The sequence below is a fragment of the Stenotrophomonas sp. KH_029 genome (assembly GCF_057839765.1).
In genome coordinates this window covers 3,825,078-3,849,916 of record NZ_CM174498.1, presented here as the reverse complement: position 1 = coordinate 3,849,916, position 24,839 = coordinate 3,825,078, and the positions used below count along the sequence as shown (strand labels likewise).

Here is a 24,839-nt window from a genome sequence, read left to right as displayed (position 1 = left end):
CTCAGCCGATCACGAACAGCGGCTGGTCGAATTCGACCGGCTGGCCGTTTTCGCCCAGGATGGCGACGATGGTGCCGGAGACGTCGGCCTCGATCGGGTTGAACATCTTCATCGCTTCGATGATCGCCAGCGTTTCGCCGGCCTTGACCGCCTGGCCGACCGACACGAAGGCCGGCTTGTCCGGCGAGGACGAGGCGTAGAAGGTGCCCACCATCGGCGCGCGCAGCACGTGGCCGTCCGGCAGGGCGTTGCCGGCCTTGGCGGTGCCGCCGGTGGAGGCTTCGGTCGGGGACTGCATCGGCATCGCCGGGGCAGCGGCCTGGGCCGGGGCCGGGGCGGGCGCCATCATCATCTGCGGGGCCTGCATCATGCCGTAGCCGGACACCGGGGCGCGCGACAGGCGCACCGATTCTTCGCCTTCCTTGATTTCGATTTCGGCCAGGTTCGACTCTTCCAGCAGGTCGATCAGCTTCTTGATTTTGCGGAGATCCATAGGGGCCTCTTTGGCTCGTGGTGTTAGTAGTGGGAAGCGCGGTGCGCTCGGGTCAAAGCAAGTCGTAGAAATCGCGCAGCTGCCGCGTGCGGTCGCGGGCGTGCGTGATCAGGCAACGCATCTGCGCGCCATTGCGCGCCGTTCCGTCGGAATTGAGGGCGTATACCGCGTCACAGTCGTGGTCGCGCAGCTGCACCCAGGCGCGCTGCGCCTGCACCAGCTGCTGCTCGGCGTTGCCGCACCAGCTGCAGCCGCCGCCGTTGGCCGGGCTGCGCAGCTGCCGGCGCGCCTGCAGATAGACGGCATTGAGTTCGACATCGGCGGCGGCCGCCACGTCCGAGGCGCACAGGTCGCTCTCCATCGTGGTGGTCGGATGCGCGCAGTCGATGCCCTCGTCCTGGCGGTCGAACGCCGCAGCGCTGGCGCACAGGCCGGCCGACAGCACAACGCTGGCAATGACGCGCACGATGGCCATCACGCGACCGCAGCCGCCAGCCGGGTCAACGCGGCGTCCATCGCATAGCGATAGCTGTCCGCGCCGAAACCACAGACCACCCCGACCGCCTTGTCGCTGAAATAGCTGTGCTGGCGGAACGGCTCGCGCGCATGCGGGTTGGACAGGTGGATCTCGATGAAGGGCACGTCCACCGCGGCCAGCGCATCGCGCAGGGCCACCGAGGTATGCGTGAACGCCGCCGGGTTGATCAGGATGAAGGCGGTGCCGTCTTCACGGGCAGCCTGTACCCGGTCCACCAGGGTGTGTTCGGCGTTGGATTGCAGGCGGTCCAGCGTATGCCCGGCAGCCTGCGCCTGGGCCAGCAGGGCCTGGTCGATCTGCGCCAGCGTGGTGTGCCCATACACCCCCGGCTCGCGGCTGCCGAGCAGGTTGAGGTTGGGGCCATGCAGGACCAGCAGTTTCGCCATGGGTGCCGAACAACGGGAAAGGGCGGCAGTCTGGCGGAACCTGCTGATCGTGTCCAGTTCGACGAAGTTGCGCGTGTTTCAAGCGTTCGTTTGAAAGTGTGGCGCATGCCTTGGGGCAGGGCGGTGTCGGCTGGCGCCGGTACCGGCGGCGGGCCGGTCGCCGCCCGCCCGCAGCGGCGATGAATGGGCGGCCCGGCGGCTGTGGTGGCAGGCTCCGGATGTGCCATGCTGCTGCCGTCTCAACCTACTGGAGAATGCCGCAATGGCCAAGAGTCTGGACAAGAAGAAAGAAACCAAGAAGCAGCCCGCCAAGACCATGAAGGAAAAGAAGGCGGAGAAGAACGAAAAGAAGAACGCCCGCGGCTGATCGCCGGGGTGATCGACGCAGGCATGCGCTGCTGCGGGCCGGCGAGGCCGGCCCGCAGTGCGGCGTGCCTGGGCCGGGCGGCTCACGCAAGGTGATGCCACATCGAGGCCCGGCGGCCCAAACGCAGTAGCCGCCGCTGGCCGCAATCGGCCACAGGCTCCAGTACGCAGGTACGGCCGTGAAGGCACCCGAGCCCGTCTTCCGGTCCGGCGTGGCCCTCATCGGCGGCTGGCGATGCAGTAAGGCGCGCAAAGGTTGCCATGACCAACGGCGGTTTCCCGCGCCCGGTCTGTCGACCAGTATCGGCCCGGGGCAAGGCATCGGCCATTGCAGGAAGGCGGCATGATCAGGCGCATCGGCAGTATGTTCATCCTTGGGCTGTGCAGCGCCAGCGCGCTGGCCGCCGGTCCTGGCTATCAACCCACCTTCCACCCGGAACAACTGAAGGGCCCGCCCGCGGGCCGACCCAACCAGGTGCTGGTGCTGGGGTCGCCGCACCTGTCGGCACTCCCGGACAGCTTCGCGCCGGCGCAGCTGGAGCCGTTGCTGGGGCGTCTGGCGGCCTGGAAGCCGGAGGCCATCGCGGTGGAGGCGGTGTCCGGTTTGCAGTGCGACTTCATGCGCCGCCATCCCGCACGGTATGCCGACAGCGTCGGCAGCTACTGCGTGGATACCGGCCCGGCGCAGGCCGCCACCGGATTGGACGTGCCGGCCGCGAACGCCGAGGCCGAGCGGCTGCTGGCGACCTGGCCGGCCACGCCCAGTGCGGCACAGCGGCGGCGGCTGGCTGCGGTATGGCTGGCCGCCGGTGAGCGCAATTCGGCGCTGGTGCAATGGCTGCGCCTGCCCATCGGGCAACGCATCGCCGCCGACGGCCTGAGCGAACCACTGGTGGCCTATCTGGACAAGCGCCTGCAACGGCGCGACGAGTCGGTGCTGGTGGCGGCCACGCTGGCCGCACGGCTGGGACTGGAGCGGGTCTGGGCGGTGGATGACCATACCGCCGATTCGCCCACGCCCAAGGTGCTCGAAAAGGCCGCCGGCGAGGCGATCGCCAAGGCCTGGGACAACCCGTATACCCGGGCCCGCGCCGCTGCGGACATTCCGCTGTACGCCGATCTGGGCAAGCCTGACGGCCTGTTGGCGATCTACCGCGCCTACAACGCAGCGGACGCCGCGTTGCAGGCCTATCACAGCGACTTCGGCGCGGCGCTGGTCGAACCTTCGCCGCAGGGTTTCGGGCGCGGCTACGTGGGTTACTGGGAAACCCGCAACCTGCGCATGGTCGCCAACATCCGCGACGTGCTGGGGCAGGCGCCGGGCACGCGCATGCTGGCCATCGTCGGCGCATCGCACAAGCCCTATTACGAGGCCTACCTCAACCAGATGCACGACGTGCAACTGGTGGACGCCGACGACGTACTGCGCTGAGGCGTACCCGCTCCACGCCTGCCCGCCTATCCCTCCAGCACCAGCGCCATGTCCGGGTATCTGGCGCACATGAAATCCACGAACGCGCGCACTTTCGGCGCGGCCAGGCGCCTGGAGGTGTGCAGCACCCACAGCGCCGGCTCGGCGCCGGTGAGCACGCCCCACTGCACCAGCTCGCCGCGGGCGAGGTGATGGCCGGCGATGGATTGCGGGATCAGCGCCGCGCCGCCACCGGCCAGGGCCGCATCGCGGATCATCAGGAACGAGGAGAACCGCAGCCGCGGAATGGGCTCCAGGATCAGGCGGCCCTGGTCCAGGTTCCACGGGCCGGGCTGGAAGGTGGAGGTGACGATGCCCGGCACTGGCCGGACCGCGCCGGGCGCCGGCACCGCCAGCCCGGGGGCGGCGACCACCACCAGCCGGTCCCGGGCGAAACAGCGGCCCACCAGGCTGCTGTCCGGGCTCGGGTTGATCCGGATCACGGCATCGAACTGCTCCTCCACCAGGTCGACCATGCGGTCCTCTGCCACCACCTCGATGGCCACCTCGGGATAGGCCGCGCAGAAATCGGCGCCGATGCGTCCCATGGCCAGCTGGGAGAACAGCACCGGGGCGGCCACGCGCAGCCGTCCGCGCGGTGAGGACAACCCTTCGCGGGTAGCGGTGATCGCTTCGGCCACCTCGCCCAGCGGGGCTTCAATGCGGCTGGCCAGCATCTGGCCGGCGTCGGTGAGGGTCAGCCCGCGCGCGCTGCGCTCCACCAGGCGCACTCCAAGCTGTTCTTCCAGATCGGCAATCCGGCGCGACAGCGTGGCCTTGGACCTGCCGCTGGCGCGGCTTGCCTTGCCCAGTCCGCCGCTGGCCGCCACCAGCAGGAAATCGCTCAGTTCATTCAGCGCCATGGTGTTCCACATATGAGACGTTGGATCTACATAGTGGCGTCTTCGTTTTGATGGTGCAACGACCTATCGTTTCCCTGCGGCGAAACAACGCCCTGCCGCATCCACCGGCAGGCCGGCATGGCCGGGCTTGTGTTCGTACCCACCCTTGTCCTCCCTTGAATGAAGGAAATACCCATGAGCATTCTCGTCACCGGTGCCACCGGCACCGTCGGTTCCCTGATCACCCAGCGCCTGGCCGAGGCCGGCGCCGACGTCCGGGCGCTGGTCCGTACGCCCGGCAAGGCGTCCTTCCCGGCCGGCGTCAGCGAAGTGGTCGGTGACCTCACCGACGTCGCTTCGATGCGTGCGGCGCTGTCGTCGGTGCGTACTTTGTTCCTGCTCAACGCGGTCACGCCCGACGAGGTGACCCAGGCCCTGATCGCGCTGAACCTGGCCCGCGAGGCCGGTATCGAGCGCATCGTCTACCTGTCGGTGATCCATGCCGACCGCTTCACGCATGTGCCGCACTTCACCGGCAAGCACACCGTGGAACGGATGATCGACAGCCTGGGCATGGCGGCCACCATCCTGCGCCCGGCCTACTTCATGCAGAACGAGCGGTCGGTGCAGCAGGTGATCCAGGACCATGGCGTGTACCCGATGCCGATCGGCACGCAGGGGGTGGCGATGATCGATGCGCGCGACATCGCCGATATCGCCGTTGCCGAGCTGCTGCGCCGCGACCGCGCGCCGGCTGCGCTGGCCGCCGTCACGCTGGACCTGGTTGGCCCGCAGGTGCTGACCGGGACCGCAGCGGCGCAGGCCTGGAGCGCGGCGCTGGGGCGTGCGGTTGCCTACGGCGGTGACGATGTCGCCGCGTTCGAGGCGCAGCTGGCCGCCTACGCCCCGTCGTGGCTGGCCTATGACATGCGCTTGATGATGGCCGGCATCCAGACCTTCGGCATGCAGGCGGCGGACGGCACGGCGGACCAGCTGGCGTCCCTGCTCGGGCGCCCGTTGCGCACCTACCAGGACTTCGTTGCCGAGGCGGTCGCCACCGCGTGATCGGTGCGGGGGCGGTGGGCCGGTGCATTCCCGCGCCCGCCCGCCGCGATGCAGGCCGGCAGGCCCGTCCGCACAGCCGCGCGGTGCACTGGCGTCACAGCACCTGTTGTAACGCCACCGCCGCGGCCACGGCCCACAGCACGACCCATAGCGCCGACACCCGGGCGATGGTCAACAGCGCAAAGCCGACCGCGGCGATGGCGACGTCGGCCGGGGTGTGCACGCCCTGCGTCCATACCGGGTCATGGAACGCGGCAGCCAGCAGGCCGACCACGGCTGCACCGATCCCGGCCATCGCGCTGGCCGCCCAGCGCCGCCGCGCCAGCCCGCTCCAGACCGGCAACACCGCCAGCAGCAACAGGAACCCGGGCAGGAAGAGGGCCAGCAGCGCCACCGCCGCGCCGGCCGCCGCCGGCAAACCCAAAGGCACTTCGGCGCCCAGGAACGCGGCCAGCGAAAACATCGGCCCGGGCATCGCCTGGGCCGCGCCGTAGCCGGCCAGGAATGTATCGGGGCCGACCCAGCCGCTGTCGACCACGGCCTGCTGCAGCAACGGCAACACGACGTGCCCACCGCCGAAGACCAGCGCGCCGGCCTGGTAGAACGCGCCGGCAAGGCTGGCCATCGTGGGTGTCCCGTAGGAAGGCTGGACCAGGGCCGCGCCCAACCCGATCAGGAACAGGAGCAGGAACACCGCTGCGCTTCGGCTGCCATAGCTCACCGGAAACACCGCCGCCGCCGGGGCGCTCACGCGTCTGCAGAGCCAAAGACCCAGTGCGCCGCCGGCCGCAACCGCCGCCAGCTGCGCCCAGCCACTGCCTGTCAGCACGATCAGCGCACATGCGGCGGCAGCGATCAGCGCACGCGGCGCATCCGGCGCCAACTGCCGTGCCATGCCCACCAGGCCATGGGCGACCACCGCCACGGCCACAAGCTTCAACCCATGCACCACCGCTGCACCGATGCCATGGTCCAGGCGCGCTGCCAGGGCGGCAACGCCGAACATCAGCAGCGCCGATGGCAGGGTGAAGGCGACGAAGGCGGCCAGCGCGCCACGCCAGCCCGCGCGGAACAGGCCGATGGCAAGGCCCATCTGGCTGCTGGCCGGCCCCGGCACGCACTGGCAGACGGCCAGCAACTGCGCGAACTGGCCCTCGTCCAGCCAGCGGCGGCGCTGCACCACTTCCTGGCGGAAATAGCCCACGTGCGCGATCGGGCCACCGAATGCGGTCAGCCCCAGCTTGAGAAAGACACCGAATACCTCGGCGGCGGTGCCGGCTGGACGCGCCGTATCGATGGGGCCGGGGGCGGGCGTGGGCGGCGATTCGGTCACGGAAGAAACATTGCCCAGGGCCAGGAGGTGGGTACCGTCGGCCCAGTATTGCCGACCGCGGCGGCGGCGTTCAATTGCGCAACCCCGGCCCGCAGCCGCTTGGTTTCTTTCACATCGCCTGACCTATATTCGGTGCCAACACGCCGCACGCCGCGGCCGGGTAGGGAGATTCCCATGAAAACCGTACGACTGCTGGGCGTTGCATTGACCACGGCGGCGCTGCTGGCCGTTGCCCCGGCCTGGGCCGACCCGCCGCACCATGCCAAGGGCAATGGTCCCCCTGCCCATGCCGGTGGGCCGCACAGCCGCAAGGCGCCGCCGCCGGGCTGGCAGAAGAAGGCGTGGCGCCGTGGTGAGCGCCTGCCCTGGGCCGAGGTCGACCGCCGCTACTGGGTGGACGATTACGCGCACTACAAGCTGCGTGATCCCGGCCGTGGTCAGCGTTGGGTTCGGCAGTCCGACAGCGAGTATCTGCTGGTGGAAATCGCCACCGGCTTGATCATCGACGCGCTGCATCGTTGATCGATAGCCGGCGCGGCCGTGGGTCAACGGATTGATCCCGTCGGTGCAAGTGGCCTGCAGGGAAACGGCATACACGCACGGTAGGGCGGCACGGCTCAGCTCACCTCCGGTGCGGGTCGCCGGCCGGGTGATGCTGCGAACGCACCGCGAAATAGCGGGTGGGCGACAGCCCGAGTGCCTTCTTGAACATCGTGATGAACGCGGTGACCGACTCATAGCCCAGGCTTTCGGACACCCGCTGGACCGGGGCGCCACCGGCAAGCTCGCGGATGGCGACGAGCAGGTGGAGCTGTTGCCGCCACCGGCCAAAGGACAGGCCGGTTTCGCTGGCGATCAGGCGCGTCAACGTCCGCTCCCCCAGCGCCAGGCGCCTGGCCCACTGGGTGATGGTGCTGCGGTCGGCCGGATTGGCCGACAGCGCATCGGCCAGCGCCCGCACCTTTGGGTGATGGCTGATTGGCAGGTACACCCGCTCGGCCGGCATCTGTACCAGTTCGTCCAGCAGCACGCGCGCAAGCCGATCGGTATGCCCGCCGCGCGGATAGTCGAGCGGGGCGTCGGCCAGGTGCAGGATCATCTCCCGCACCATCGGTGACATCGACAACGTCACGCAGTGCCGGGGCAGGGCCGCCGCGCCGGGTTCGACGAACAGATAGCACAGGCGCGCATTGGCGGTGGCGCGGTTGCTGTGCGGCATGCCGCCGGGAATCCACACCCCGCACTGCGGCGGAACGATCCACAGGGCCCGCTCAACCTGGCAGGTCACGGCCCCGTGCAGGGCAAGGATCAACTGCCCCTTGCGGTGCTCGTGTACCGGGATCTCGGCGTCGTGGTCGGCCACCTGCAGCCGGCTGGCGACCGCCGGCCGATCGGTCTGGTCCGGGTCCAGGTCGAAGCCGGGGAGCACAATGCGGGTCACTCCGGTTGGCCTGTTTTAGCGAAACATTGGCATTCTAGCGAAATTCGGCGGGCGGGGCGCTCACTACGATGAGCCCATGCAAACGCCGGCGCCCCCCACTCGTTCCTTCCTCCCGCCGCTGCCCGCGCTGCTGAAGGCGCCGGCGCTGAAGGCCGACCGGGAGGCGGTGTTGTTCTCCCTCAAGTGCCTGGCCGCCGCCATCCTCGGGTTGTACCTGTCGCTGCGGATCGGCCTGGCCCGCCCGTTCTGGGTGATCGGCACCGTCTACCTGGTGTCCCAGCCGCTGTCCGGGGCAACGCTGAGCCGTGGCCTGTACCGTCTGCTGGGAACGATCGGCGGGGCGGTCGCCACGGTGGTGCTGGTGCCGCGCCTGGCCAACGCGCCCCTGGTGCTGAGCGTGGCGCTGGCGGCCTGGATGGGGTTGTGCCTGTACCTGGCAATGCTCGACCGGACCCCACGGTCCTACGCCTTTCTCCTGGCCGGGTACACCACCAGCCTGATCGGGTTCCCCAGCGTGATGGTGCCCGGTGACGTCTTCAGCATCGCCATCACCCGCGTGCAGGAAATATCCATCGGTATCCTTGCCGCCACGCTCGTCCACGGGTTGATCCTTCCGCGCCGGGTCTGGCACCGCGTCCAGGCGCGTGTCGCCGCCATCCTGTCCGACGCCGAACGTTGGACGCAGGATATGCGTGCCGGTGCCAGGGACGCGGTGCTGGCCGAGGACCGCGCCAAGGTGGCGGTGGACCTGCTGGAGCTGCACACGCTTTCCATCCACCTGCGCTTCGATAGTGCCCATGGCCCGGCCCAGGTAGCGATGCTGCGCGCGCTGCACGAGCGGATGCTCGCGGTGCTGATGCTGTCCAGTGCCGTGGACGATTCGCTGGCAGAACTGCGCGCAGCCGAACACGGCACGCCGGCCCACGCCACGGCCGAGCCGAGCGGTTGGCGCGAACTGCTGCAGGCCAATCTGTCCGCGGACCTTTCCGCGCTGGACCGTGCGCACCGCGATTGCCGCGTGCTGGAAGACCAGCTGCGCACCGACAGCCCGAACTGGCGGTGGCCGGTTGCAGCGGAAAAGGCCAACGGCCACGTCCTGCACCGCGATCACCGCCTTGCCCTGCGCGCTGCCTTCGGTGCCTTCATCGGCATCGTGCTGAGCTGCGGGGCGTGGATTGCCACGGCCTGGTCCGACGGTGCCACGGCGGTGTCCATCATCGGGACGGCGTGCGTGCTGTTTGGAACCATCGAGGCCCCTGGCGGCCATCTCATGCGCTATCTGGCCGGGTCGTCCATCGGGGTAGCGGTCGGGCTGCTCTACGGCGTGGCGATCTTCCCGGCCCTGTCCGATTTCATGGGCCTCGCCGCCGCCCTGGCGCCGGTGCTGCTGGTATGCGGTTCGTTGCTGGCGCGCCCGCCCTTCATGATGGCCGCGTTGGGAGTGGTGCTTACCTTCCCGCTGATCGCCGGCCTGGGCGCGACCAATGCCACCCATATCGCAGGCGCCCTCAACAGTAGCGTGGCGCTGTTCGTGGGTACCGCCGCGGCGCTGTGCAGCATGCGCCTGTTCCAGACCCTCGATGCCGATCGCAGCCGTGCCAGGCTGCTGGGTTCGATCAGGCATGAGATCGCGCGCCGCGTTTCCGGGCGCGGGCCGATCACCAGCGACTGGCTGAGCCGCATGCTGGACCGGCTCGGGCTGCTCGCCCCGCGCCTGCGCGGCCAGCCGGGTGCTGCCCGCACCCTGCGAACGATGTTTGCCGACATGCGCGCGGCAAGCGCGGTGGCCGAGCTGCGGGCGCTGGGCCCGGGCCTGCTGGGGCACGGCACCCGCATCTGCCACGCCGCGTTGATCGACGCGGTGGTGGTCCATTTCCGTACCCGTGCCCTTCACCAGCAGGGCCCGGACAGGCGCCTGCTGGACGCGCTTGAGCGCATGCGCGAGGCGGCCGTCGCGGGCCGGGAGCCTGAAAGCAAACGCCTGCTTTCGTTGCTGGCAGATCTGCGCTGCGACCTGCTGGCGCCGCTGATCGCCCACGGGAACTGACGCGATGGTTGCCGATCTTTCCATCGATGGTGTTTTTGTTCCCGGCCTGCTGGTGGTGGCACTGGTCGCGCTGGCGTTGACGTTGATCGCCTCCAGGCTGCTGGCAGGCCTCGGCCTGTACCGGTTCTTCGCCTATCGGTCGCTGGTGGGCCTGTCGCTGTTCGTGATCCTGGTGGAGCTGCTTGTGCAGCTCGCCCCCCTGCTTGAGAAAATGAAATGAAGCACATGCTTGCTGTCATCGGGCGTTGGAGTGCAACGCTTGGCGTGTTCGCCATCGCCGTCATCGCGGCCCTGTCGGTCTGGAGCAGATACGAGCGGCAACCGTGGACACGCGATGGCCGGGTACGCGCGGATGTGGTGCGGGTCGCATCGGACATGGGCGGGCTGGTTACCCGGGTACTGGTGCACGACAACCAGCAGGTGAAAGCCGGCCAGCTGCTGCTGTTGCTGGACCAGCCACGCTCGGCCGCCGCGCTGGAGAAGGCCGATGCAGGGGTGCGCAGCGCGCACGCCACGCTCGACCTGGCCCGCCGCGAATCGAAACGGGACAACGCCCTGGGCGACCTGGTCGCCTCCGAAACGCGCGAGCGCAACGCCGCCAGGGTCGATACCGAACAGGCAGGCCTGGCCCAGGCACACGCGGAGCGGCGGGTGGCGCTGTTGAACCTCAGGCGGACCGAAGTACGCGCCACCACCGATGGCATCGTGACCAACCTGGACCTGCACGCGGGCGACTTCCTGCAACCCGGTGCGCAGGCGATGGCCCTGATCGACGCCAACAGCCTGAGGATCGAAGGTTACTTTGAGGAAACCAAGCTCAACTGCATCAGCGAAGGCGACGCGGCGGTGGCCCGGCTGATGGGCGATGACCGCCAGCTGCGCGGGCATGTGCAGAGCATCGCCGCCGGTATCGCCGACGACCAGCGCTCGAGCACCCACAACCTGCTGCCCGCCGTAGCGCCAACCTATACGTGGGTGCGGCTGGCGCAACGCATTCCGGTCCGCATCCGCATCGATGAGGTTCCCCCGGGAACCCGGCTCATCGTCGGCAGGACCGCGAGCGTGACCATTACCCCGCGTGTGCCGGGGGCCTGCAAATGATCGGCGGGGTTTCCCGCCTCGGCGCGATGGCCATGGTGCTGGCGCTGGCCGGCTGTGTGTCGGGCCCGGACTACCGGCTTCCGGCCAACGCGGTTGCCGCCGCCCCGCAGGCCCGGCGTGCGTTCGTATCGGGCCGGGAGGCGGCATTCACGCTGGCCGAGCCACCGGACCGCTGGTGGCAGCTGTACAACGATCCCAGGCTCGACGCCTACGTTGCCGAGGCGCTGCGGGCCAACACCGACCTGCGCACGGCCGACGCCAACCTCCGGCGTGCCTCGGCGATGGTGCTCCAGTACCGCGCGCAGGGAGCGGTAGGCACCGACGCGAACGCGTCGGCCACGTTGTCCCATGCCGGGGGCTACACGTCGCCTGCGTCCTCGCCACAGATGTACGCGCTCGGCATCAACCTGTCCTATCCGCTGGACCTGGCCGGCGGCATCCGCCGCGGCATCGAAGCCGCAGGCGCCGACGCGCAGGCGGTCGCGGCGGCCCGCGACCACCTCCGGGTGACCGTCGCCGCGGCGGTCACCCGCGCCTACGTCGGTACCTGTTCGGCCAACCTGACCCTGGCGGCCGTGCAGCGGGTGCTGGATACCCAGCGCGCCACGCTGGATGCCACCGGCAGGCTCGCTGCGGGAGGGCGTGGAACCGCGTTCGACGTCAGCCGGGCCCAAGCCGCCGTCAACCGAAGTGCGGCCGCGATACCGCACCTGGTTGCCGAACGGCAGGCGGCCCTGTTCGAACTGGCCGCACTGATGGGGCGGCTGCCGGCGGACTACCCGCCGGACGTGGCCGGTTGCCGGCAGCCGCCTGTCCTGCGGCAGGCCATCCCGGTCGGCGATGGTTGGCAGCTGATCCAGCGCCGCCCTGACATCCGCGCGGCAGAGCGCCGCCTGGCCGCTGCCACCGCAACGATCGGGGTGGAAACGGCGGCGCTTTACCCGCAGGTGAGCATCGGTGCAGCGGCGGGCGTGGCGAACCCGCTCAGGCAGCACCTGTCCGCGGATGCCTTCGGTGCATCCATCGGCCCATTGCTGTCATGGCGTTGGCCCAATCGCAGGGTGGCCAAGGCACGCATCGATGCGGCGGGCGCCGACGCCGATGCCGCATTGGCCTCGTTCGACGGCGCGGTGCTGCAGGCCCTGCGGCAGGCCGAAACCGCGCTTTCGGCCTATTCCCGTGAGGTGGACCGCGAAGGCAGCCTTGCCCGGGCACGCGATGATGCCGCCCGCGCCAGCGGCCAGGCGGGGCAACTGTATCGGTTCGGCAGGACCGGCTTCATCGATGTACTTTCCGCCGAGGCCGCCCTGGCCGACGCCGAATCGGCGCTGGCCGCATCGCGTGCGCAGTTGATCGACCGCCAGGTGGATCTTTTCCTGGCGCTTGGCGGTGGCTGGTCGGAGGACGGTCAGGCCGAAGCGCGTCGATAGGCGCGATCCAGCGCCGGTACATGCCGTCTTCAAGCCTTGGCGGCTTCTGGCCGGGAGCGGACCTATTCATGACGTGGCCAAGGCCGGAGCGGTGCAAGTATGAGAGTGTTGAATGGGGATCTAGTTTCTACTCTGGGCCTGAGTAGAGGTTGGCATGATTTGCGCAGGTTCCCCAATCTACCGCTGCCTTTACTCTATCGCATTGAATCAAAAGCCACCCAGATTTAGGAGAATGGTCTACGGCTGCGCAACCGCGTAAAGCCATGCCCTCCATAGTGGGCACTCAAGCACCGCTATGGAACACGTGCAGATTTCAACGGAGGGCACATTTGTAGGTGGTTGAGGACTGAGCCTTTGAGCAAAGCCATACTGAGTCTAAGTAGATCGAAGCTGTCTAGCCGTCAGTGTTGTCACTAGTCGTTCTGCAAAAACAGAATGGAGCTTTCAGCCATAGCGACGCACGCCATTGCCGCTGGCACCGCCCAAGCAGCGCTGGGGCGCGTAGGTCAAAGGCCCTCCTTCGGAGCGCCTTTGACCTACGCCGGATCTGGGAAGTCAATGTGACAGGTGAGGCACCGGCGTGCTGATCGTACACGTGCTGCTGATACGCCTTGCTTTAGCGGGCTGGCTCCGCTCACCGCTGAACCTCCACAGCGCTGTTACGCCCGCATCTCACTGATTCGTACCCGCGACATTTCAACGACACGCCCCGGCCATTCTCGCCGTTGACGCTTCACCATGCCGGTGAGGAGCACCCGTCGTCGGCCCGACCGTCCGACAGGTAGGCCCGAGGACCCCCAGCCATGAAGCGTAACCGGATCGCACTCGCGGGGGGGCTCTGCTTGGCCGCTGTAATTGTCGGCGCTGCTTGGGTGCGCCTTGCCGAGGACGATGCAGCTCCTGCCCCAGCGGCTGCCCCCGTTATTTCCGTCCGTCTGGTGCGGCCGCTGCACACTCCGCTGCAAGTACGCGCGCCAGTCGCCGGCAGCGTCGCCGCGTGGGAAGAAGCCAGCGTCGGCGCGGAGGCCAACGGCCTGCGCCTGACCGAGGTGAAGGTCAACGTCGGCGACACGGTGCGACGCGGCGAGGTGCTGGCGCGCTTCAGCCCTGACGTGATCCAGGCCGAGCTGGGCGAAGCCGCTGCCGCCGTGGCACTGGCCGATGCAGAGGCAAACGAAGCGGCAGCCAACCTGCAGCGGGCCCAGGTGCTGGACGCCTCCGGCGCGATTGCTCGGCAGCAGTTCAATCAATACCAGGCCGTGGCACTCACTACCCGCGCGCGCCTGGATTCGGCACAGGCAGTAGCGCAGAGGGCCCGCCTGCGGCTGGTGCAGACCCAGGTGCTGGCGCCCAGCGACGGCGTCATCAGTTCCCGCACTGCCACCGTGGGCGCGGTCGTGCCAGCGGGCCATGAACTGTTCCGGTTGATCCGCGATGGGCGCCTGGAGTGGCGTGCGATGGTGTCATCGGCTGATCTGCGCGCGCTGCAGCCCGGCCAGAGGGCGTACATCACCGTGCCGGGTGCCGGAAGCCTGGAAGGGCGCGTGCGTACGCTGGGACCTATGATCGACGCCGCCACGCGCAGTGGGCTGGCCTACGTGGACCTTCCTGCCGACGCACCGCTCCGTGCGGGTGCCTTCGTGCAGGGACATATCGCGGTCGGCGAGGAGAGCGTGCTTACCCTTCCCCAGGCCGCGGTGCTGCTCCGCGATGGCTTCAACTACGTGATGCAGGTGGGGCAGGACGGCAAGGTGCTCACCCGCCGCGTTGAGGTGGGCCGGCGCAGCGATGGCCGGGTAGAGCTGGTTTCAGGTCTGGATCCTTCCGATGCGGTGGTGGCGTCGGGACTGGGCCTCCTCAATGACGGAGACCTCGTGCGGGTGCTCAGCGTGGCCGCTGCCGGCAAGGCGGGGCGCTCTTGAACCTCAATGTATCTGGCTGGTCGATCCGCAATCCGGTGGCGGTGACGCTGCTGTTCGTTGCGCTTGCACTGGTCGGTGCCTTCGGCTTCGCGGCGATGAAGGTGCAGAACTTCCCGGATATCGACTTCCCCATCATCACCATCACCGCGACGCTGCCGGGCGCCTCGCCGGCACAGCTGGAAAACGACGTTGCACGCAGAATCGAGGATGCTCTGGCCAATCGGCAGGGCATCAAGCACATCAAGACCACGCTGGCCGACAGCGTGGCCACCATCAGTGCTGAGTTCCATATCGGCAGGCCAGTGCAGGAGGCGATGGATGACGTGCGCGACGCGGTGGCCGGAGTCCGCGCGGATCTGCCCACTGAACTGCGGGACCCGGTGATCCAGAAGGTGGAGCTGGCCAGCCAGCCGGTGGTGACCTATGCATTGAGCTCAACCACTCTGGACATGGAAGCGCTGTCTTGGTTCGTGGACAGTCAGGTAAGCAAGCGTCTGCTGGGCCAGGCCGGTGTGGGTGCGGTGTCACGCGTGGGCGGCGTGGACCGGGAAGTGCTAGTGGCGCTGGACCCCGGCCGGCTGCTGGCGTTAAACGCCACCGCTGCGGACATTTCCCAGCGACTGCGCCAGCTGCAGCTGGAGGCCTCCGGTGGCCGGGTAGGGCTTGGGCGGGCGGAGATGTCGGTGCGCACCATCGCCACGGTGGATTCTGCCGAACGCATCGCCGACATGGACATCAGCCTGGCCGACGGCCGCCGCATACGACTGAGTGAGGTAGCGGAGGTAAGCGACACCACGGCCGAGCCGCGTACGGCTACCTTGATGGATGGCCGGCCAGTGGTGTCGTTCAATGTGCTGCGCTCGCGTGGGGCAAGCGAACTGGAAGTCGCCAGCGCGGCCAAGTCCGTGATTGCCGACCTGCAGAAGAGCTTCCCGCAGATCCAGTTTGAGCAGGCCGTGGACTACGTGGCCCCCGTAACGGAAAACTACCACGGCTCGATGATGCTGCTGCTGGAAGGTGCAGTGCTGGCGGTGGTCGTGGTGTTCTGCTTCCTGCGCAACTGGCGCGCGACCTTGATTGCCGCCGTTGCCTTGCCGCTTTCGGCCGTTCCGACATTCGCCGTGATGCACCTGATGGGGTTTTCGCTCAATACGGTGTCATTGTTGTCGCTGTCATTGATCGTAGGCGTGCTGGTGGACGATGCGATCGTGGAGATCGAGAACATCGAGCGCCACCTGCTGATGGGCAAGACGCCGCTGCGCGCGGCCGACGAGGCCGCCAGCGAAATCGGCATGGCGGTGATCGCCACCACTCTCACGCTGGTGGCGGTGTTTCTGCCTACCTCACTGATGGGGGGCGTTGTGGGCCAGTACTTCCTTCAGTTCGGCTGGACCACTGCGGTAGCCGTGCTGTTCTCCCTGCTGGTGGCGCGCATGCTCACCCCGACCATGGCGGCATACCTGTTGAAGGCGCCGACGAAGCGGCACAAGGAGCCGCGCTGGGTATTGCGCTATGTGCAGTGGGTGCGAGCCTGCATGCGTCGACCCATGCTGACCTTGACCAGTGCGGTGGCGATGGTGGCGCTGGGCATGCTGGCTGCCGCGCAGCTGCCGGGCGAGTTCATGCCGCCCGATGACGGCAACCACGTGCAGGTCAGCCTGATCCTCCCACCCGGCAGCGTACTGGCGGATACCCTTGCACTGGCCGAAAACGCCCGCGCGATTGCCGCGCGCAGCCCGTTGGTGGCCTCGGTGCACACGTCGATAGGCGGAGGCGGAGGCGGTTCCGGAGACCCGGACGAGTCTGCACCCACGGCAAGCGTGGCCATGGTCGTGCTCACCGCCAACCTGGTTGCGCGCGGCCAGCGCAATGGCTTTACCCGGTCCACCATCGAGGGTCAGCTACGCGCGGAGCTCCAGCAGCTGCCGGGTACGCGGGTCAGCGTAGGTAGTGGCGGAGAGGATTTCGAGTTGGTGCTGAGTGCCGACGATGGTGAGCGCCTCGCCAGCCATGCCCGCGTGGTGGAGCGCGAACTGCGTGGTATCCCGGGCATCGGTGCAGTGGTGTCCTCCGCTGCGCTGGTGCGGCCGGAACTGGTGGTGCGTCCCGACTTCGCACGCGCTGCCGACTTGGGGGTTACCTCCAGTGCGATCGCCGATACCCTGCGCGTGACCACGCTGGGTGACTACGTTCAGGATCTCGCCAAGTTGAACCTGAGCGAGCGGCAGGTGCCGGTGGTGGTGCGCCTAGCCGACAGTGACCTCACTGACCTGGAAACGTTGCGTCGGCTGCCGGTGCCGGGGGCGCGCGGACCGGTGCCGCTGGAAAGCGTGGCTGATCTGGCGTTGCTGTCCGGTCCTGCCGAACTGACCCGCTACGATAGGCAGCGCAACATCAGCCTGAAAATCGCGCTCAACGGGCTGCCACTGGGTGATGTGGAGCGTGCGGCGATGGCACTACCGAGCTTGGCGCGGCTGCCACAGGGTATCGCCCTGGCGCCTGCCGGCGATGCCGAGGCGATGAATGAACTGGTGGCGGGGTTCGGCATGGCGATGGCTGCCGGGGTGCTGTGCGTGTACATGGTGCTGGTGCTGCTGCTGAAGGATTTTGCGCAGCCGCTGACGGTACTGGCGGCGTTATGCCTGGCGATACCAGGAGCGTTCGTAGCGCTGCTGCTGGCTGGGCAGAGCCTGTCGATGCCTTCGATGATCGGCTTGATCATGCTGATGGGAATCACGACGAAGAACGCGATCCTACTGGTGGACTACATCGTGATCGCCCGCCGCGAGCTGGGCATGAACCGCCACCGCGCAGTGATTGATGCCTGCCGCAAGCGCGTGCGACCAATCGTGATGACCACCCTTGCGATGGGCGCAGGCATGTTACCGGTCGCGCTGGGCTTGGGCGCCGACCCGAGCTTCCGCGCGCCGATGGCGATCGTGGTCATCGGCGGCCTGCTGACCTCAACGGTGTTGTGCTTGCTGGTCATCCCGGTGGCTTACAGCGCAATGGATGACTTGGTCGAAGCCCTGCGCAGCCGCTTGCGACCGCGGACCGTGGCCAATGGCGCGGTTCCTTCGTTGGGGGAATCGGCATGAGCTTGGTGATGATGGCGATGGCCGCGCTGCTGGTCTACGTGGCAGTTTGCATCCTCTATGTGTATCGCTTCCGGGGGCGCCAGCGCTATGCCGGGTTTCCTCAGTACCTGCGTAAGAGCTGGCCGGTGTTCGCTCCGCTGAACTGCCTGTTGTACATGGCCACGGCGCGCGAGGCGCGCCGCCCGGTGCTGGAGCCGCACTGCATTGAAGGAATCCATCGGCTGCGCCGCAACTGGCGACGGATCCGCGACGAGGCGATGCAGCTGCACGCATCGGGCGCATTCGAGGCGGCATCAGCGCCCGGGTCGGCTGGGCACCATGACGTTGGTTTCCGTACGTTCTACAAGCGGGGTTGGCGCAAGTTCTACCTCACGTGGTACGCCGATCCACACCGGTCGGCAGAGCGCCTGTGCCCGACCACGGTGCGGCTGCTGGAGGGCATACCAGGGATTCGTGCCGCGATGTTCTCGGTGCTGCCCCCCGGTGCGGAGCTGAGCATGCATTCCGATCCGCTGGCCTGCTCCCTGCGCTATCACCTGGGGCTGGACACGCCGGGTACGGCGAACTGCTACATCTGCGTGGATGGCCACGTCATGCCCTGGCGCAATGGCGAAGACTTCGTGTTCGACGAGACCTACCCGCATTTCGCACGCAACGACAGCAACGCGTTGCGGGTGATCCTGATGTGCGATGTGGAGCGCCCGATGAACCCGCTGGGGCGTGCCTTCAACCGCCTCTACGCGAGCCTCGCTTGGGCGATGACAGTGCCCAATACGCCCGAAGACCGGCAGGGGCCGATCAGCTGGCTATTCGCCCGGCTTGCCCCCGTCCGCGAGCGTGGGTTGGTGCTCAAACACAGGAATCGCCTGCTGTATACGGTGTTGAAGTACCTGCTCAACGCCAGCCTGCTGGTACTCCTCTTTGCAGCGGCGATGGGCGTGCTAGAGTTTCTATCGCGGTTGTTCGACCCACTGGGAATGCCATGAGCCGGAAATCGCTTTCGATCCTGATCATCGAAGACAACGCGCAATTGGCGGCGAACCTGTACGACTTCCTGGAGGCCTGCGGGCACACTCTGGATGCCGCACCCGACGGTCTTTCCGGCCTGCACCTGGCCTCGTCCAAAGATTACGACGCGATCGTGCTGGACTGGAACCTGCCCCGTCTGGACGGCTTGACCGTGCTGCGGCGCCTGCGTGGCGAAGCAAAGAAGCAGGTGCCGGTAATCATGCTCACCGCGCGCGACCATGTGGGTGACAAGATCGATGGCTTCGAGGCGGGGCTGGATGACTACCTGGTGAAACCGGTGGCGCTACCTGAGATCGAGGTGCGGCTGCGTTCGCTGGTGGCGCGGCGCCGCCACGCCGGTGCCGCCGACAACGTGCTGCGGGTGGGCGATCTGGCCTTCGACCTTGGCACCCTGCAGGCGCAGCGGTCAGGCAGGAAGATCACTCTCACCCGCACCGGTCGGCGCCTGTTGGAGCTGTTGATGCGCGAGAGCCCACAGGTGGTGACCCGGGCAAAGTTGGAGCGCGCGGCTTGGGGCGAAGCTTCGCCAGGCACCGATCTACTGCGTTCGCATATGTACGTGTTGCGTCGTGCCCTTGAACAGGACGCGGAAACGCCCCTGCTGCATACCGTGGCCGGTTCCGGCTACAGGCTCGGCGAAGGTGGGTAAGCCGCTGCGCCGACGCGGCGTTCACTGGTGGACCAGCGTTGCCCTGATCCTGCTTGGCTTGTTGGTGCTGTTTGCCATCGCGGTACAGAGCTTTAGTGGTCAGTTGCTGATGGAGGCGCACTACTGGGCGGACCTGACCCGCGCGATCTCCGCCGACCATGCAGAACGGGTGCGCGGCGGCCACGCTGATGAGCTGCCACGCGAAGGACTGGTGCGATCCTGGTACCTGCGCGACGGAATCGCGCCGCCCGAGTTGCCACACCAGCTGGCGCACCTGCCGCCGGGCATCTACAGTTCCGAAGCGTCGTTGTTGGGTGATGCGGTGAACTTGGACGGAGGTGAGACCTATCATGCGGTGGTGGCGGCTCTGTCACATGGCAGGCTGGTGACCGTGGTGGACATTGAGCCCCTTGAGCAGCAGCAGAACCGCTACGCGCGACTGAGCCTGCTGTGGATCCTTTGCTTTGCTGCGGTGATTGCTGGCTTCATCGCCTGGTTGCACGCCAACCTCGTGCGGCCGGTGCGCGACCTGGCTGCACGCATGCAGGCCATCGACCCCAGCGATGCCGGCGCACGCCTGCCCACGGACTACCCGCGGGAAGAAATCCAGGTGATCGCGCAGGCGAGCAATGCCCATCTGGAACGGGTGGAGAAATTCATCCAGCGCGAGCGCAGCCTGCTGGACCAAGCCAGCCATGAGTTCCGCACTCCGATTGCGGTGATTGCTGGGGCTGCCGACGTGCTGCGGCAGCTCCCGCTGCCGGACGCCTCGCAGCCGGTGCTGGCGCGCATCGAACACGCGGTGGAAGACCTCTCCGAAACGATGGTCGCACTGCTCTACCTGGCTCGTGAGGCGCCACCGGGCGGGGAGACTGCAGAGGTCACCTGCCTGCACGACTTTCTGCCGCGTTTGGCGCGCGACCATGAATACCTGCTGCGCGGAAAAGATGCCCAGCTGCGGTTGGGTGTCCTGGAGCCGACCTTCATAGCCGCGCCGGAGGCGATGGTGCGCATTGCGGTGAGCAACCTGATCCGCAATGCGATCGAGAACACCGACGAGGGGTTCGTGGAGATCATGCTTTCGCGGGGAAAGGTGGCCGTGGTCGATTCTGGCAGCGGCTTCAACCCGGTGGAAGCGGCGCGACGCTACCGGGACAGTCTTCGCCAGGCGGCACCGGTGCGGGGCCAGGGACTGGGGTTGTTCCTGATCGGGCGCATCTGCGACCGCTTCCACTGGACGCTGGCCATCGAGTCCGGCACAGACGGTACGCGCGCGACACTGGATGTGTCAGTCAGCGTGGTAGAGGTGCCTTGACGTACAGCAGGTGTTAGTGCGCCACCCTGCACCCGCGACATTTCGGCGACATCGCCACTTCATCCTCACTTTGAACCGGCCGCGTTGGTTTGACGCGGCCTCTCCCGCAACGGCGGGTTCCCTTCCTGGTGAGGTCTGGAGTCTTATGATCAAGTTTCTGTGGCCCGTGCTGGCCTGCGGTTTGTCGTTCACTGCGGTGGCGCAGGAGGGCCCCAGTGGCGGTCCCGGCGACGATGGCCCGCCGCGTTGGGGGCTGGGCCTGGCGGCCGTGGTGGCCGACAGCCCGTACGCCGGTGAAGGCACCCGGGTGCTGCCGATTCCGCTGGTGAATTACCACGGTGAGCGGTTCTACTTCGAAGGGCTGGGTGCGGGTTGGGCGTTCATCAAGAATGATTCCTTCGAGCTGGCGGCCGTGGTCAAAGGGCGCATGGACGGGTTCGATGTGAAGGACCTGGGGCGCAGCGAGCTGGCAAACAACGGCGTGGACTACCACCTGCTCGAAGACCGCGATATGGGTCTTGACTTCGGCGCCAAGATCAAATGGAGCGGCCGCGGCGGCGAGCTGGAGGCTGAACTACTGACCGACGCCACCGATACCAGCGGCGGCCAGGATTTCTCGCTGCAGTACGGCTATGGCTTCGATGTGGGCATGGGACGGCTAACCCCGAACGTTGGGGTTACGTGGCAGTCCAAGGACATGGCCAACTATTATTACGGCACCTTGAAGGAAGAAGTGGCGCGCGGCGTGGTGGACTACAAGCCTGGCGCGGTGACCATTCCGCACGTGGGAGTGAGCTACTTCCGGCCATTGGGCGAGAACTGGATGCTGATGGGGTTTACGCAGTACAAGGTGCTGCCGAACAAGATCACCGACAGCCCGTTGATCGAACGGAATACCAATGGGAGTGCAACCGTGTTCATTGGGTTCTCGCGCGGATTCTGAGTGACGCATGCGCCATGCGGGCAAAGGTATCGCGACGGGAGCCACGAGTCCGTGTTTGGCCGGAAGCGGACGCTGGACTAGGCCGCCGTCGGGTGGGTGGGTGATAGCATCCGCTTCCGATCTCGGGATCCCTGCGCCCGGGCGATCCTGCCGTTGCGGAAATCCCGATGGGGTGGAGCGCGGCGCTGAGGCTTTCTGGAAGCGGCATGGATACGCTGGTGCAGTTGCTTCAGAACGCAGTGAAGGGCGAGCAGTTCCTCCTGCGGTGAGCGCGGTGCTGCCGGCCCTGTGTGGCAGGCGGCAAGTACCGGCCAGGCCGGTCGGTGTTATCGCGGTGCGGCGTCGGCAGCGGTGGCTGCCAGCGCCTGGCGCGCGCGCTTGGCGCGGCGATGGTTGATCCACCACACGATCCCGGGCAGCCCGTACAGCACGGCCCCGACCAGCAGGAAGATCTTGAATGCGGTGCTCATTGCGGTGCCTCGGCGGCTGCGGCTGGCCTGTGCGCTGGAGGGCAACCCGCCCGCCCCCCGGCAACGGCACCAGTTCAGCATCAAGCCCGTGAAGCCACCGTCCACCCCACCAGCATCACGGCCATCCCGGGTCCGATAAATGCGCTGTGCCCGCGCCGCCGAAATGACCGCCGAGCCGTCATCGTGCCGTCGTCTGCGGCCGTTACAACGGACGCTGTGTGCAGCGTGGCGCGGCGGCCGGTGCAGATGCGGCCCTCAAGTCCGGCCACGGCCGGCCGATACCGATGCGTCCTTCCGTCTGGAGTGCGTGATGTCGGCCATCCCCCGCCGCCTGTCCCTGCTGGCCGCCCACTTTTTTGGTGCCCGGCGTGTTTCCCTGCCCGATCCCCGCCGCGGATGGCTGATGCTGCAGCGCCTGAGCGTGGCGCGCAAGCTCAAGGCCTGCCTGGTGGTGTGCGGGTTTGGCCTGGTCAGTGTGGCCGTGGTCCATGCCTGGACCGGCCACAACAGCGCGCGTGCCGCCACTGCCTATGCCGCGCACCAGCAGCAGGCCGCGACGGCGGCGGCGCTGGCCACCCAGGTTGCCGAGGCACGGCGCCTGCAGACCCGCTATGCCATCAGCTTTGCCGATGCCGACCGCGCGGCGCTGCAGCAGGCCCAGCAACGCCTGCAGGCGACGCTGGCGCAGCTGCGGGCGCAGCGGCACGACGCCGGTGCCGCCGGCGCGTTGAAGGCATTGGCTGCGCGCACCGGCGAATTCGCCGAGGGCATTGCCGCGCTGAACGCGCGTGCCGACGAAATGGGCCGTGGCGACGCCGGCCTGCGCGCCCAGCTCGATGCCGCCGCCGAGGCCGTCCAGCAGCCGCTGGATGCCGCCGCGCGCCCGGCGTTGGCGGCGCAGTGGCAGGCGATGCGACGCCAGGAAGCCTTGTTGCTGCTGACCGGCGATGCGGCGCACGCCGACCGTGCCAGCGAGGCCAAGCTGCCGTTCGAGCTGACGCTGTCCGGCGCCGGCCTGCCCCTCCCCGTACAGGACCAGCTGCGGGCGCGGATGGACGACTATCAGGGCGCCTTGCTGGCCTATACCGCCGCGCGGGTCGGGCTGGACGTGGAGGCGCAGGCACTGGCCGACACCGCCGCGCAGATCACCCCGGCGCTGCAGCGGCTGCAGCGCGCCCAGGCCGGGGCGCTGCAGCAGGCACGTCGCCACCAGCAGGCGCAGGCGCGGGCGATGAACGTGGTATTCGCGCTGACCCTGCTGGTGGTGGCGCTGGTGCTGATCGCCAGCCTGGTGCTGGTGCTGCGCGCGGTACGCCAGCCGATCGCCGACACCCTGCGCTTTGCCGAGGACATCGCCGAGGACAGGCTGGACACGCAGTTGACCGTACACAATCCGCACGATGAGATCGGCCAGCTGGCCCAGCGCCTGGTGCACATGCAGCAGCGCCTGCGCGAACGCATCCAGGCCGAACGCGCGGCCGCGCGCGACAACGCACAGGCCCGCCAGGCGCTGGACAGCGCGCAGACCGGGCTGATGGTGCTGGACCCGGACGGCCGTATCGCCCTGCTCAACCGGGCGCTGCTGGCCGAGCTGGCCATCGATGCGGCGCAGTGGTGCGGGCAGCCGGCGTCGGCGCTGCACCCGGTGTTCACCCGGCTGGCGCGGGCACTGCACAGCGCCGATGCCAGCAAGCATGAGATCGAGCACGCCGGCACGCGTTACCAGCTGGTGATCAACCCGATCGTCGATGACGGCCAATGGCTCGGCGCGGCGGTGGAATGGCGCAGCCGCGCGCTGGAGACCACGGTGGAAACCGAAGTGGCCGCGCTGGTCGATGCGGCCGCGCATGGCGACCTGCACGGCCGCATCGTGGTGGACGGCAAGCAGGGCTTCGTGCATACCCTGGCGGTGAGCATCAACGGCCTGCTGGATACCTTCCAGGACAATCTGTCCGGGTTGCAGGCGGTGCTGTCGGCGCTGGCGCACGGCGACCTGCGGGTGCGCATGCAGGGCCGGTTCCAGGGCGTATTCGCGCAGCTGCGCGACGATGCCAATGCCAGCGTGCAGCAGCTGACCGACATCGTCGCGCGCATCCAGCAGGCCTCGGCCGCGATCAACGGCGCGGCCGGCGAGATCGTGGCCGGCAACGCCGACCTGGCCGAACGTACCGAACGCCAGGCTGCGCACCTGGAGGAAACCGCCGCCTCGATGGAGCAGTTGACCACCACCGTGCGCCACAACGCCGAGGCCGCCCAGCAGGCCAACCAGCTGGCCATCGATGCCAGCGGCATCGCCCGCCAGGGCGGTGCCTCGGTGGCGCAGGTGGCGGCCAGCATGCACGACATCGCGCAATCCTCGCGCCGTATCGGCGACATCACCGCAGTCATCGACGGCATCGCCTTCCAGACCAACATCCTGGCATTGAACGCGGCGGTGGAAGCGGCGCGTGCCGGTGAGCAGGGCCGCAGTTTCGCGGTGGTGGCCAGCGAGGTGCGGCTGCTGGCCCAGCGCAGCGCCGACGCGGCACGGCAGATCAAGGGCCTGATCGAGGATTCGGTCGGCACGGTCGCTGCCGGCACCCGCCAGGTCGACCAGGCCGGTGCCACCATGGCCCGCATCGTCGGCAGCGTGCAGCAGGTAAGCACGATCATGGCCGGCATCTCCGCCGCGTCCCAGCAGCAGAGCGCCGGCATCGAACAGGTGGGCCAGACCCTGCTGCAGATGGACGGCAGCACCCGGCACAACGCGGCAATGGTGGAAGCGGCGTCGGCCTCGGCGCAGGCCATGCAGCGCCAGGCGGCGCAGTTGCGCGCCGCGGTGGCTGCGTTCGTGCTGGAAGTACCGGGCGCCGCCGCTGCCGCCGGGCTGGCGCGCGCCGGATAGCGCGGCCGGTACGCCA

General features: G+C 68.0%; 21 protein-coding genes. 14 read left to right on the top strand and 7 right to left on the bottom strand.

The genetic code is table 11. The features are described 5' to 3' along the window. Window position 1 precedes the first annotated feature (1 nt). Genes accB through aroQ form a run of 3 tightly spaced genes read right to left on the bottom strand, consistent with a single transcriptional unit; the run spans window position 2 to window position 1,417 of the window. On the bottom strand, window positions 2–493 hold the full coding sequence (gene accB, locus AC3ITM_RS17300) for an acetyl-CoA carboxylase biotin carboxyl carrier protein (RefSeq protein WP_489266789.1): 492 nt from the start codon (window positions 491–493) through the stop codon (window positions 2–4). A gap of 52 nt (window positions 494–545) precedes the next feature. After that, window positions 546–968, bottom strand: coding sequence for a lysozyme inhibitor LprI family protein (locus AC3ITM_RS17295; protein ID WP_489266788.1), 423 nt, complete (start codon window positions 966–968; stop codon window positions 546–548). Then, the gene (gene aroQ / locus AC3ITM_RS17290; RefSeq protein ID WP_489266787.1) at window positions 968–1,417 is read right to left on the bottom strand and encodes a type II 3-dehydroquinate dehydratase; all 450 of its coding nucleotides are present in this window, start codon (window positions 1,415–1,417) and stop codon (window positions 968–970) included. The genes AC3ITM_RS17295 and aroQ overlap by 1 nt, the downstream gene beginning before the upstream one ends. Before the next feature lie 709 nt (window positions 1,418–2,126). Between aroQ and AC3ITM_RS17285 the strand changes: the two genes are divergently transcribed. After that, window positions 2,127–3,215, top strand: coding sequence for a DUF5694 domain-containing protein (locus AC3ITM_RS17285; protein ID WP_489266786.1), 1,089 nt, complete (start codon window positions 2,127–2,129; stop codon window positions 3,213–3,215). 26 nt (window positions 3,216–3,241) lie between these two features. On the opposite strand, the gene AC3ITM_RS17280 is transcribed toward AC3ITM_RS17285, so the two are convergent. Further along, window positions 3,242–4,117, bottom strand: a complete 876-nt coding sequence (locus AC3ITM_RS17280) for a LysR family transcriptional regulator (RefSeq protein WP_489266784.1) — start codon at window positions 4,115–4,117, stop codon at window positions 3,242–3,244. 174 nt (window positions 4,118–4,291) lie between these two features. Here AC3ITM_RS17280 and AC3ITM_RS17275 point away from each other — a divergent pair, with 174 nt between their 5' ends. After that, window positions 4,292–5,161, top strand: coding sequence for an SDR family oxidoreductase (locus tag AC3ITM_RS17275; RefSeq protein ID WP_489266782.1), 870 nt, complete (start codon window positions 4,292–4,294; stop codon window positions 5,159–5,161). Window positions 5,162–5,255: 94 nt separating this feature from the next. Here AC3ITM_RS17275 and chrA read toward each other — a convergent pair whose 3' ends face one another. Continuing rightward, a complete protein-coding gene (gene chrA, locus AC3ITM_RS17270; protein WP_489266781.1) occupies window positions 5,256–6,494 on the bottom strand; it encodes a chromate efflux transporter in 1,239 nt (412 codons plus the stop codon). A gap of 174 nt (window positions 6,495–6,668) precedes the next feature. On the opposite strand from chrA, the gene AC3ITM_RS17265 reads away from it, so the two are divergent. Next, window positions 6,669–7,016 carry an RcnB family protein gene (locus AC3ITM_RS17265; protein WP_489266779.1) on the top strand — a complete coding sequence of 116 codons (348 nt, stop codon included), beginning with the start codon at window positions 6,669–6,671 and terminating at the stop codon, window positions 7,014–7,016. A gap of 100 nt (window positions 7,017–7,116) precedes the next feature. Here AC3ITM_RS17265 and AC3ITM_RS17260 read toward each other — a convergent pair whose 3' ends face one another. Continuing rightward, entirely contained in the window at window positions 7,117–7,935 is an 819-nt protein-coding gene (locus AC3ITM_RS17260; RefSeq protein ID WP_489266778.1) for an AraC family transcriptional regulator, read from the bottom strand. A gap of 76 nt (window positions 7,936–8,011) precedes the next feature. On the opposite strand from AC3ITM_RS17260, the gene AC3ITM_RS17255 reads away from it, so the two are divergent. From AC3ITM_RS17255 to AC3ITM_RS17210, 10 genes are all read left to right on the top strand, one after another. Beyond that, window positions 8,012–9,982, top strand: coding sequence for an FUSC family protein (locus AC3ITM_RS17255; protein WP_489266776.1), 1,971 nt, complete (start codon window positions 8,012–8,014; stop codon window positions 9,980–9,982). A gap of 4 nt (window positions 9,983–9,986) precedes the next feature. Next, window positions 9,987–10,202 carry a DUF1656 domain-containing protein gene (locus AC3ITM_RS17250; protein WP_489266774.1) on the top strand — a complete coding sequence of 72 codons (216 nt, stop codon included), beginning with the start codon at window positions 9,987–9,989 and terminating at the stop codon, window positions 10,200–10,202. Then, the gene (locus tag AC3ITM_RS17245) at window positions 10,199–11,083 is read left to right on the top strand and encodes an HlyD family secretion protein (RefSeq protein ID WP_489266773.1); all 885 of its coding nucleotides are present in this window, start codon (window positions 10,199–10,201) and stop codon (window positions 11,081–11,083) included. Before AC3ITM_RS17250 ends, AC3ITM_RS17245 begins: the two co-directional genes overlap by 4 nt. After that, on the top strand, window positions 11,080–12,513 hold the full coding sequence (locus AC3ITM_RS17240) for an efflux transporter outer membrane subunit (protein ID WP_489266771.1): 1,434 nt from the start codon (window positions 11,080–11,082) through the stop codon (window positions 12,511–12,513). The genes AC3ITM_RS17245 and AC3ITM_RS17240 overlap by 4 nt, the downstream gene beginning before the upstream one ends. An 803-nt stretch (window positions 12,514–13,316) precedes the next feature. Further along, entirely contained in the window at window positions 13,317–14,435 is a 1,119-nt protein-coding gene (locus AC3ITM_RS17235) for an efflux RND transporter periplasmic adaptor subunit (RefSeq protein WP_489266769.1), read from the top strand. After that, entirely contained in the window at window positions 14,432–17,533 is a 3,102-nt protein-coding gene (locus AC3ITM_RS17230) for an efflux RND transporter permease subunit (protein ID WP_489266767.1), read from the top strand. The genes AC3ITM_RS17235 and AC3ITM_RS17230 overlap by 4 nt, the downstream gene beginning before the upstream one ends. Next, complete coding sequence (locus AC3ITM_RS17225; protein WP_489266766.1) at window positions 17,530–18,519, top strand: aspartyl/asparaginyl beta-hydroxylase domain-containing protein; 990 nt, start codon at window positions 17,530–17,532, stop codon at window positions 18,517–18,519. Before AC3ITM_RS17230 ends, AC3ITM_RS17225 begins: the two co-directional genes overlap by 4 nt. Then, complete coding sequence (locus AC3ITM_RS17220; RefSeq protein WP_489266764.1) at window positions 18,516–19,211, top strand: response regulator transcription factor; 696 nt, start codon at window positions 18,516–18,518, stop codon at window positions 19,209–19,211. The genes AC3ITM_RS17225 and AC3ITM_RS17220 overlap by 4 nt, the downstream gene beginning before the upstream one ends. After that, window positions 19,204–20,526, top strand: a complete 1,323-nt coding sequence (locus tag AC3ITM_RS17215; protein ID WP_489266762.1) for a sensor histidine kinase — start codon at window positions 19,204–19,206, stop codon at window positions 20,524–20,526. Before AC3ITM_RS17220 ends, AC3ITM_RS17215 begins: the two co-directional genes overlap by 8 nt. Window positions 20,527–20,671: 145 nt before the next feature. Further along, a complete protein-coding gene (locus AC3ITM_RS17210) occupies window positions 20,672–21,469 on the top strand; it encodes a MipA/OmpV family protein (protein ID WP_489266761.1) in 798 nt (265 codons plus the stop codon). A gap of 326 nt (window positions 21,470–21,795) precedes the next feature. Here the strand turns inward: AC3ITM_RS17210 and AC3ITM_RS17205 are convergent, their stop codons facing one another. Beyond that, complete coding sequence (locus tag AC3ITM_RS17205; protein WP_489266759.1) at window positions 21,796–21,939, bottom strand: hypothetical protein; 144 nt, start codon at window positions 21,937–21,939, stop codon at window positions 21,796–21,798. 310 nt (window positions 21,940–22,249) lie between these two features. On the opposite strand from AC3ITM_RS17205, the gene AC3ITM_RS17200 reads away from it, so the two are divergent. Beyond that, window positions 22,250–24,823 (top strand): methyl-accepting chemotaxis protein, encoded by a 2,574-nt coding sequence (locus tag AC3ITM_RS17200; RefSeq protein WP_489266757.1) that lies wholly within the window; start codon window positions 22,250–22,252, stop codon window positions 24,821–24,823. Window positions 24,824–24,839: the final 16 nt, after the last annotated feature.

Bases quoted from the DNA above. Each gene is read 5' to 3' on its own strand.
- AC3ITM_RS17250 (WP_489266774.1), top strand. From the start codon at position 9,987: ATGGTTGCCGATCTTTCCATCGATGGTGTTTTTGTTCCCGGCCTGCTG.
- AC3ITM_RS17200 (WP_489266757.1), top strand. From the start codon at position 22,250: ATGTCGGCCATCCCCCGCCGCCTGTCCCTGCTGGCCGCCCACTTTTTT.
- AC3ITM_RS17245 (WP_489266773.1), top strand. From the start codon at position 10,199: ATGAAGCACATGCTTGCTGTCATCGGGCGTTGGAGTGCAACGCTTGGC.
- AC3ITM_RS17220 (WP_489266764.1), top strand. From the start codon at position 18,516: ATGAGCCGGAAATCGCTTTCGATCCTGATCATCGAAGACAACGCGCAA.
- AC3ITM_RS17280 (WP_489266784.1), bottom strand. From the start codon at position 4,117: ATGGCGCTGAATGAACTGAGCGATTTCCTGCTGGTGGCGGCCAGCGGC.
- AC3ITM_RS17225 (WP_489266766.1), top strand. From the start codon at position 17,530: ATGAGCTTGGTGATGATGGCGATGGCCGCGCTGCTGGTCTACGTGGCA.
- aroQ (WP_489266787.1), bottom strand. From the start codon at position 1,417: ATGGCGAAACTGCTGGTCCTGCATGGCCCCAACCTCAACCTGCTCGGC.
- AC3ITM_RS17255 (WP_489266776.1), top strand. From the start codon at position 8,012: ATGCAAACGCCGGCGCCCCCCACTCGTTCCTTCCTCCCGCCGCTGCCC.
- AC3ITM_RS17205 (WP_489266759.1), bottom strand. From the start codon at position 21,939: ATGAGCACCGCATTCAAGATCTTCCTGCTGGTCGGGGCCGTGCTGTAC.
- AC3ITM_RS17275 (WP_489266782.1), top strand. From the start codon at position 4,292: ATGAGCATTCTCGTCACCGGTGCCACCGGCACCGTCGGTTCCCTGATC.
- AC3ITM_RS17240 (WP_489266771.1), top strand. From the start codon at position 11,080: ATGATCGGCGGGGTTTCCCGCCTCGGCGCGATGGCCATGGTGCTGGCG.
- AC3ITM_RS17235 (WP_489266769.1), top strand. From the start codon at position 13,317: ATGAAGCGTAACCGGATCGCACTCGCGGGGGGGCTCTGCTTGGCCGCT.
- AC3ITM_RS17295 (WP_489266788.1), bottom strand. From the start codon at position 968: ATGGCCATCGTGCGCGTCATTGCCAGCGTTGTGCTGTCGGCCGGCCTG.
- AC3ITM_RS17265 (WP_489266779.1), top strand. From the start codon at position 6,669: ATGAAAACCGTACGACTGCTGGGCGTTGCATTGACCACGGCGGCGCTG.
- AC3ITM_RS17285 (WP_489266786.1), top strand. From the start codon at position 2,127: ATGATCAGGCGCATCGGCAGTATGTTCATCCTTGGGCTGTGCAGCGCC.
- AC3ITM_RS17210 (WP_489266761.1), top strand. From the start codon at position 20,672: ATGATCAAGTTTCTGTGGCCCGTGCTGGCCTGCGGTTTGTCGTTCACT.
- accB (WP_489266789.1), bottom strand. From the start codon at position 493: ATGGATCTCCGCAAAATCAAGAAGCTGATCGACCTGCTGGAAGAGTCG.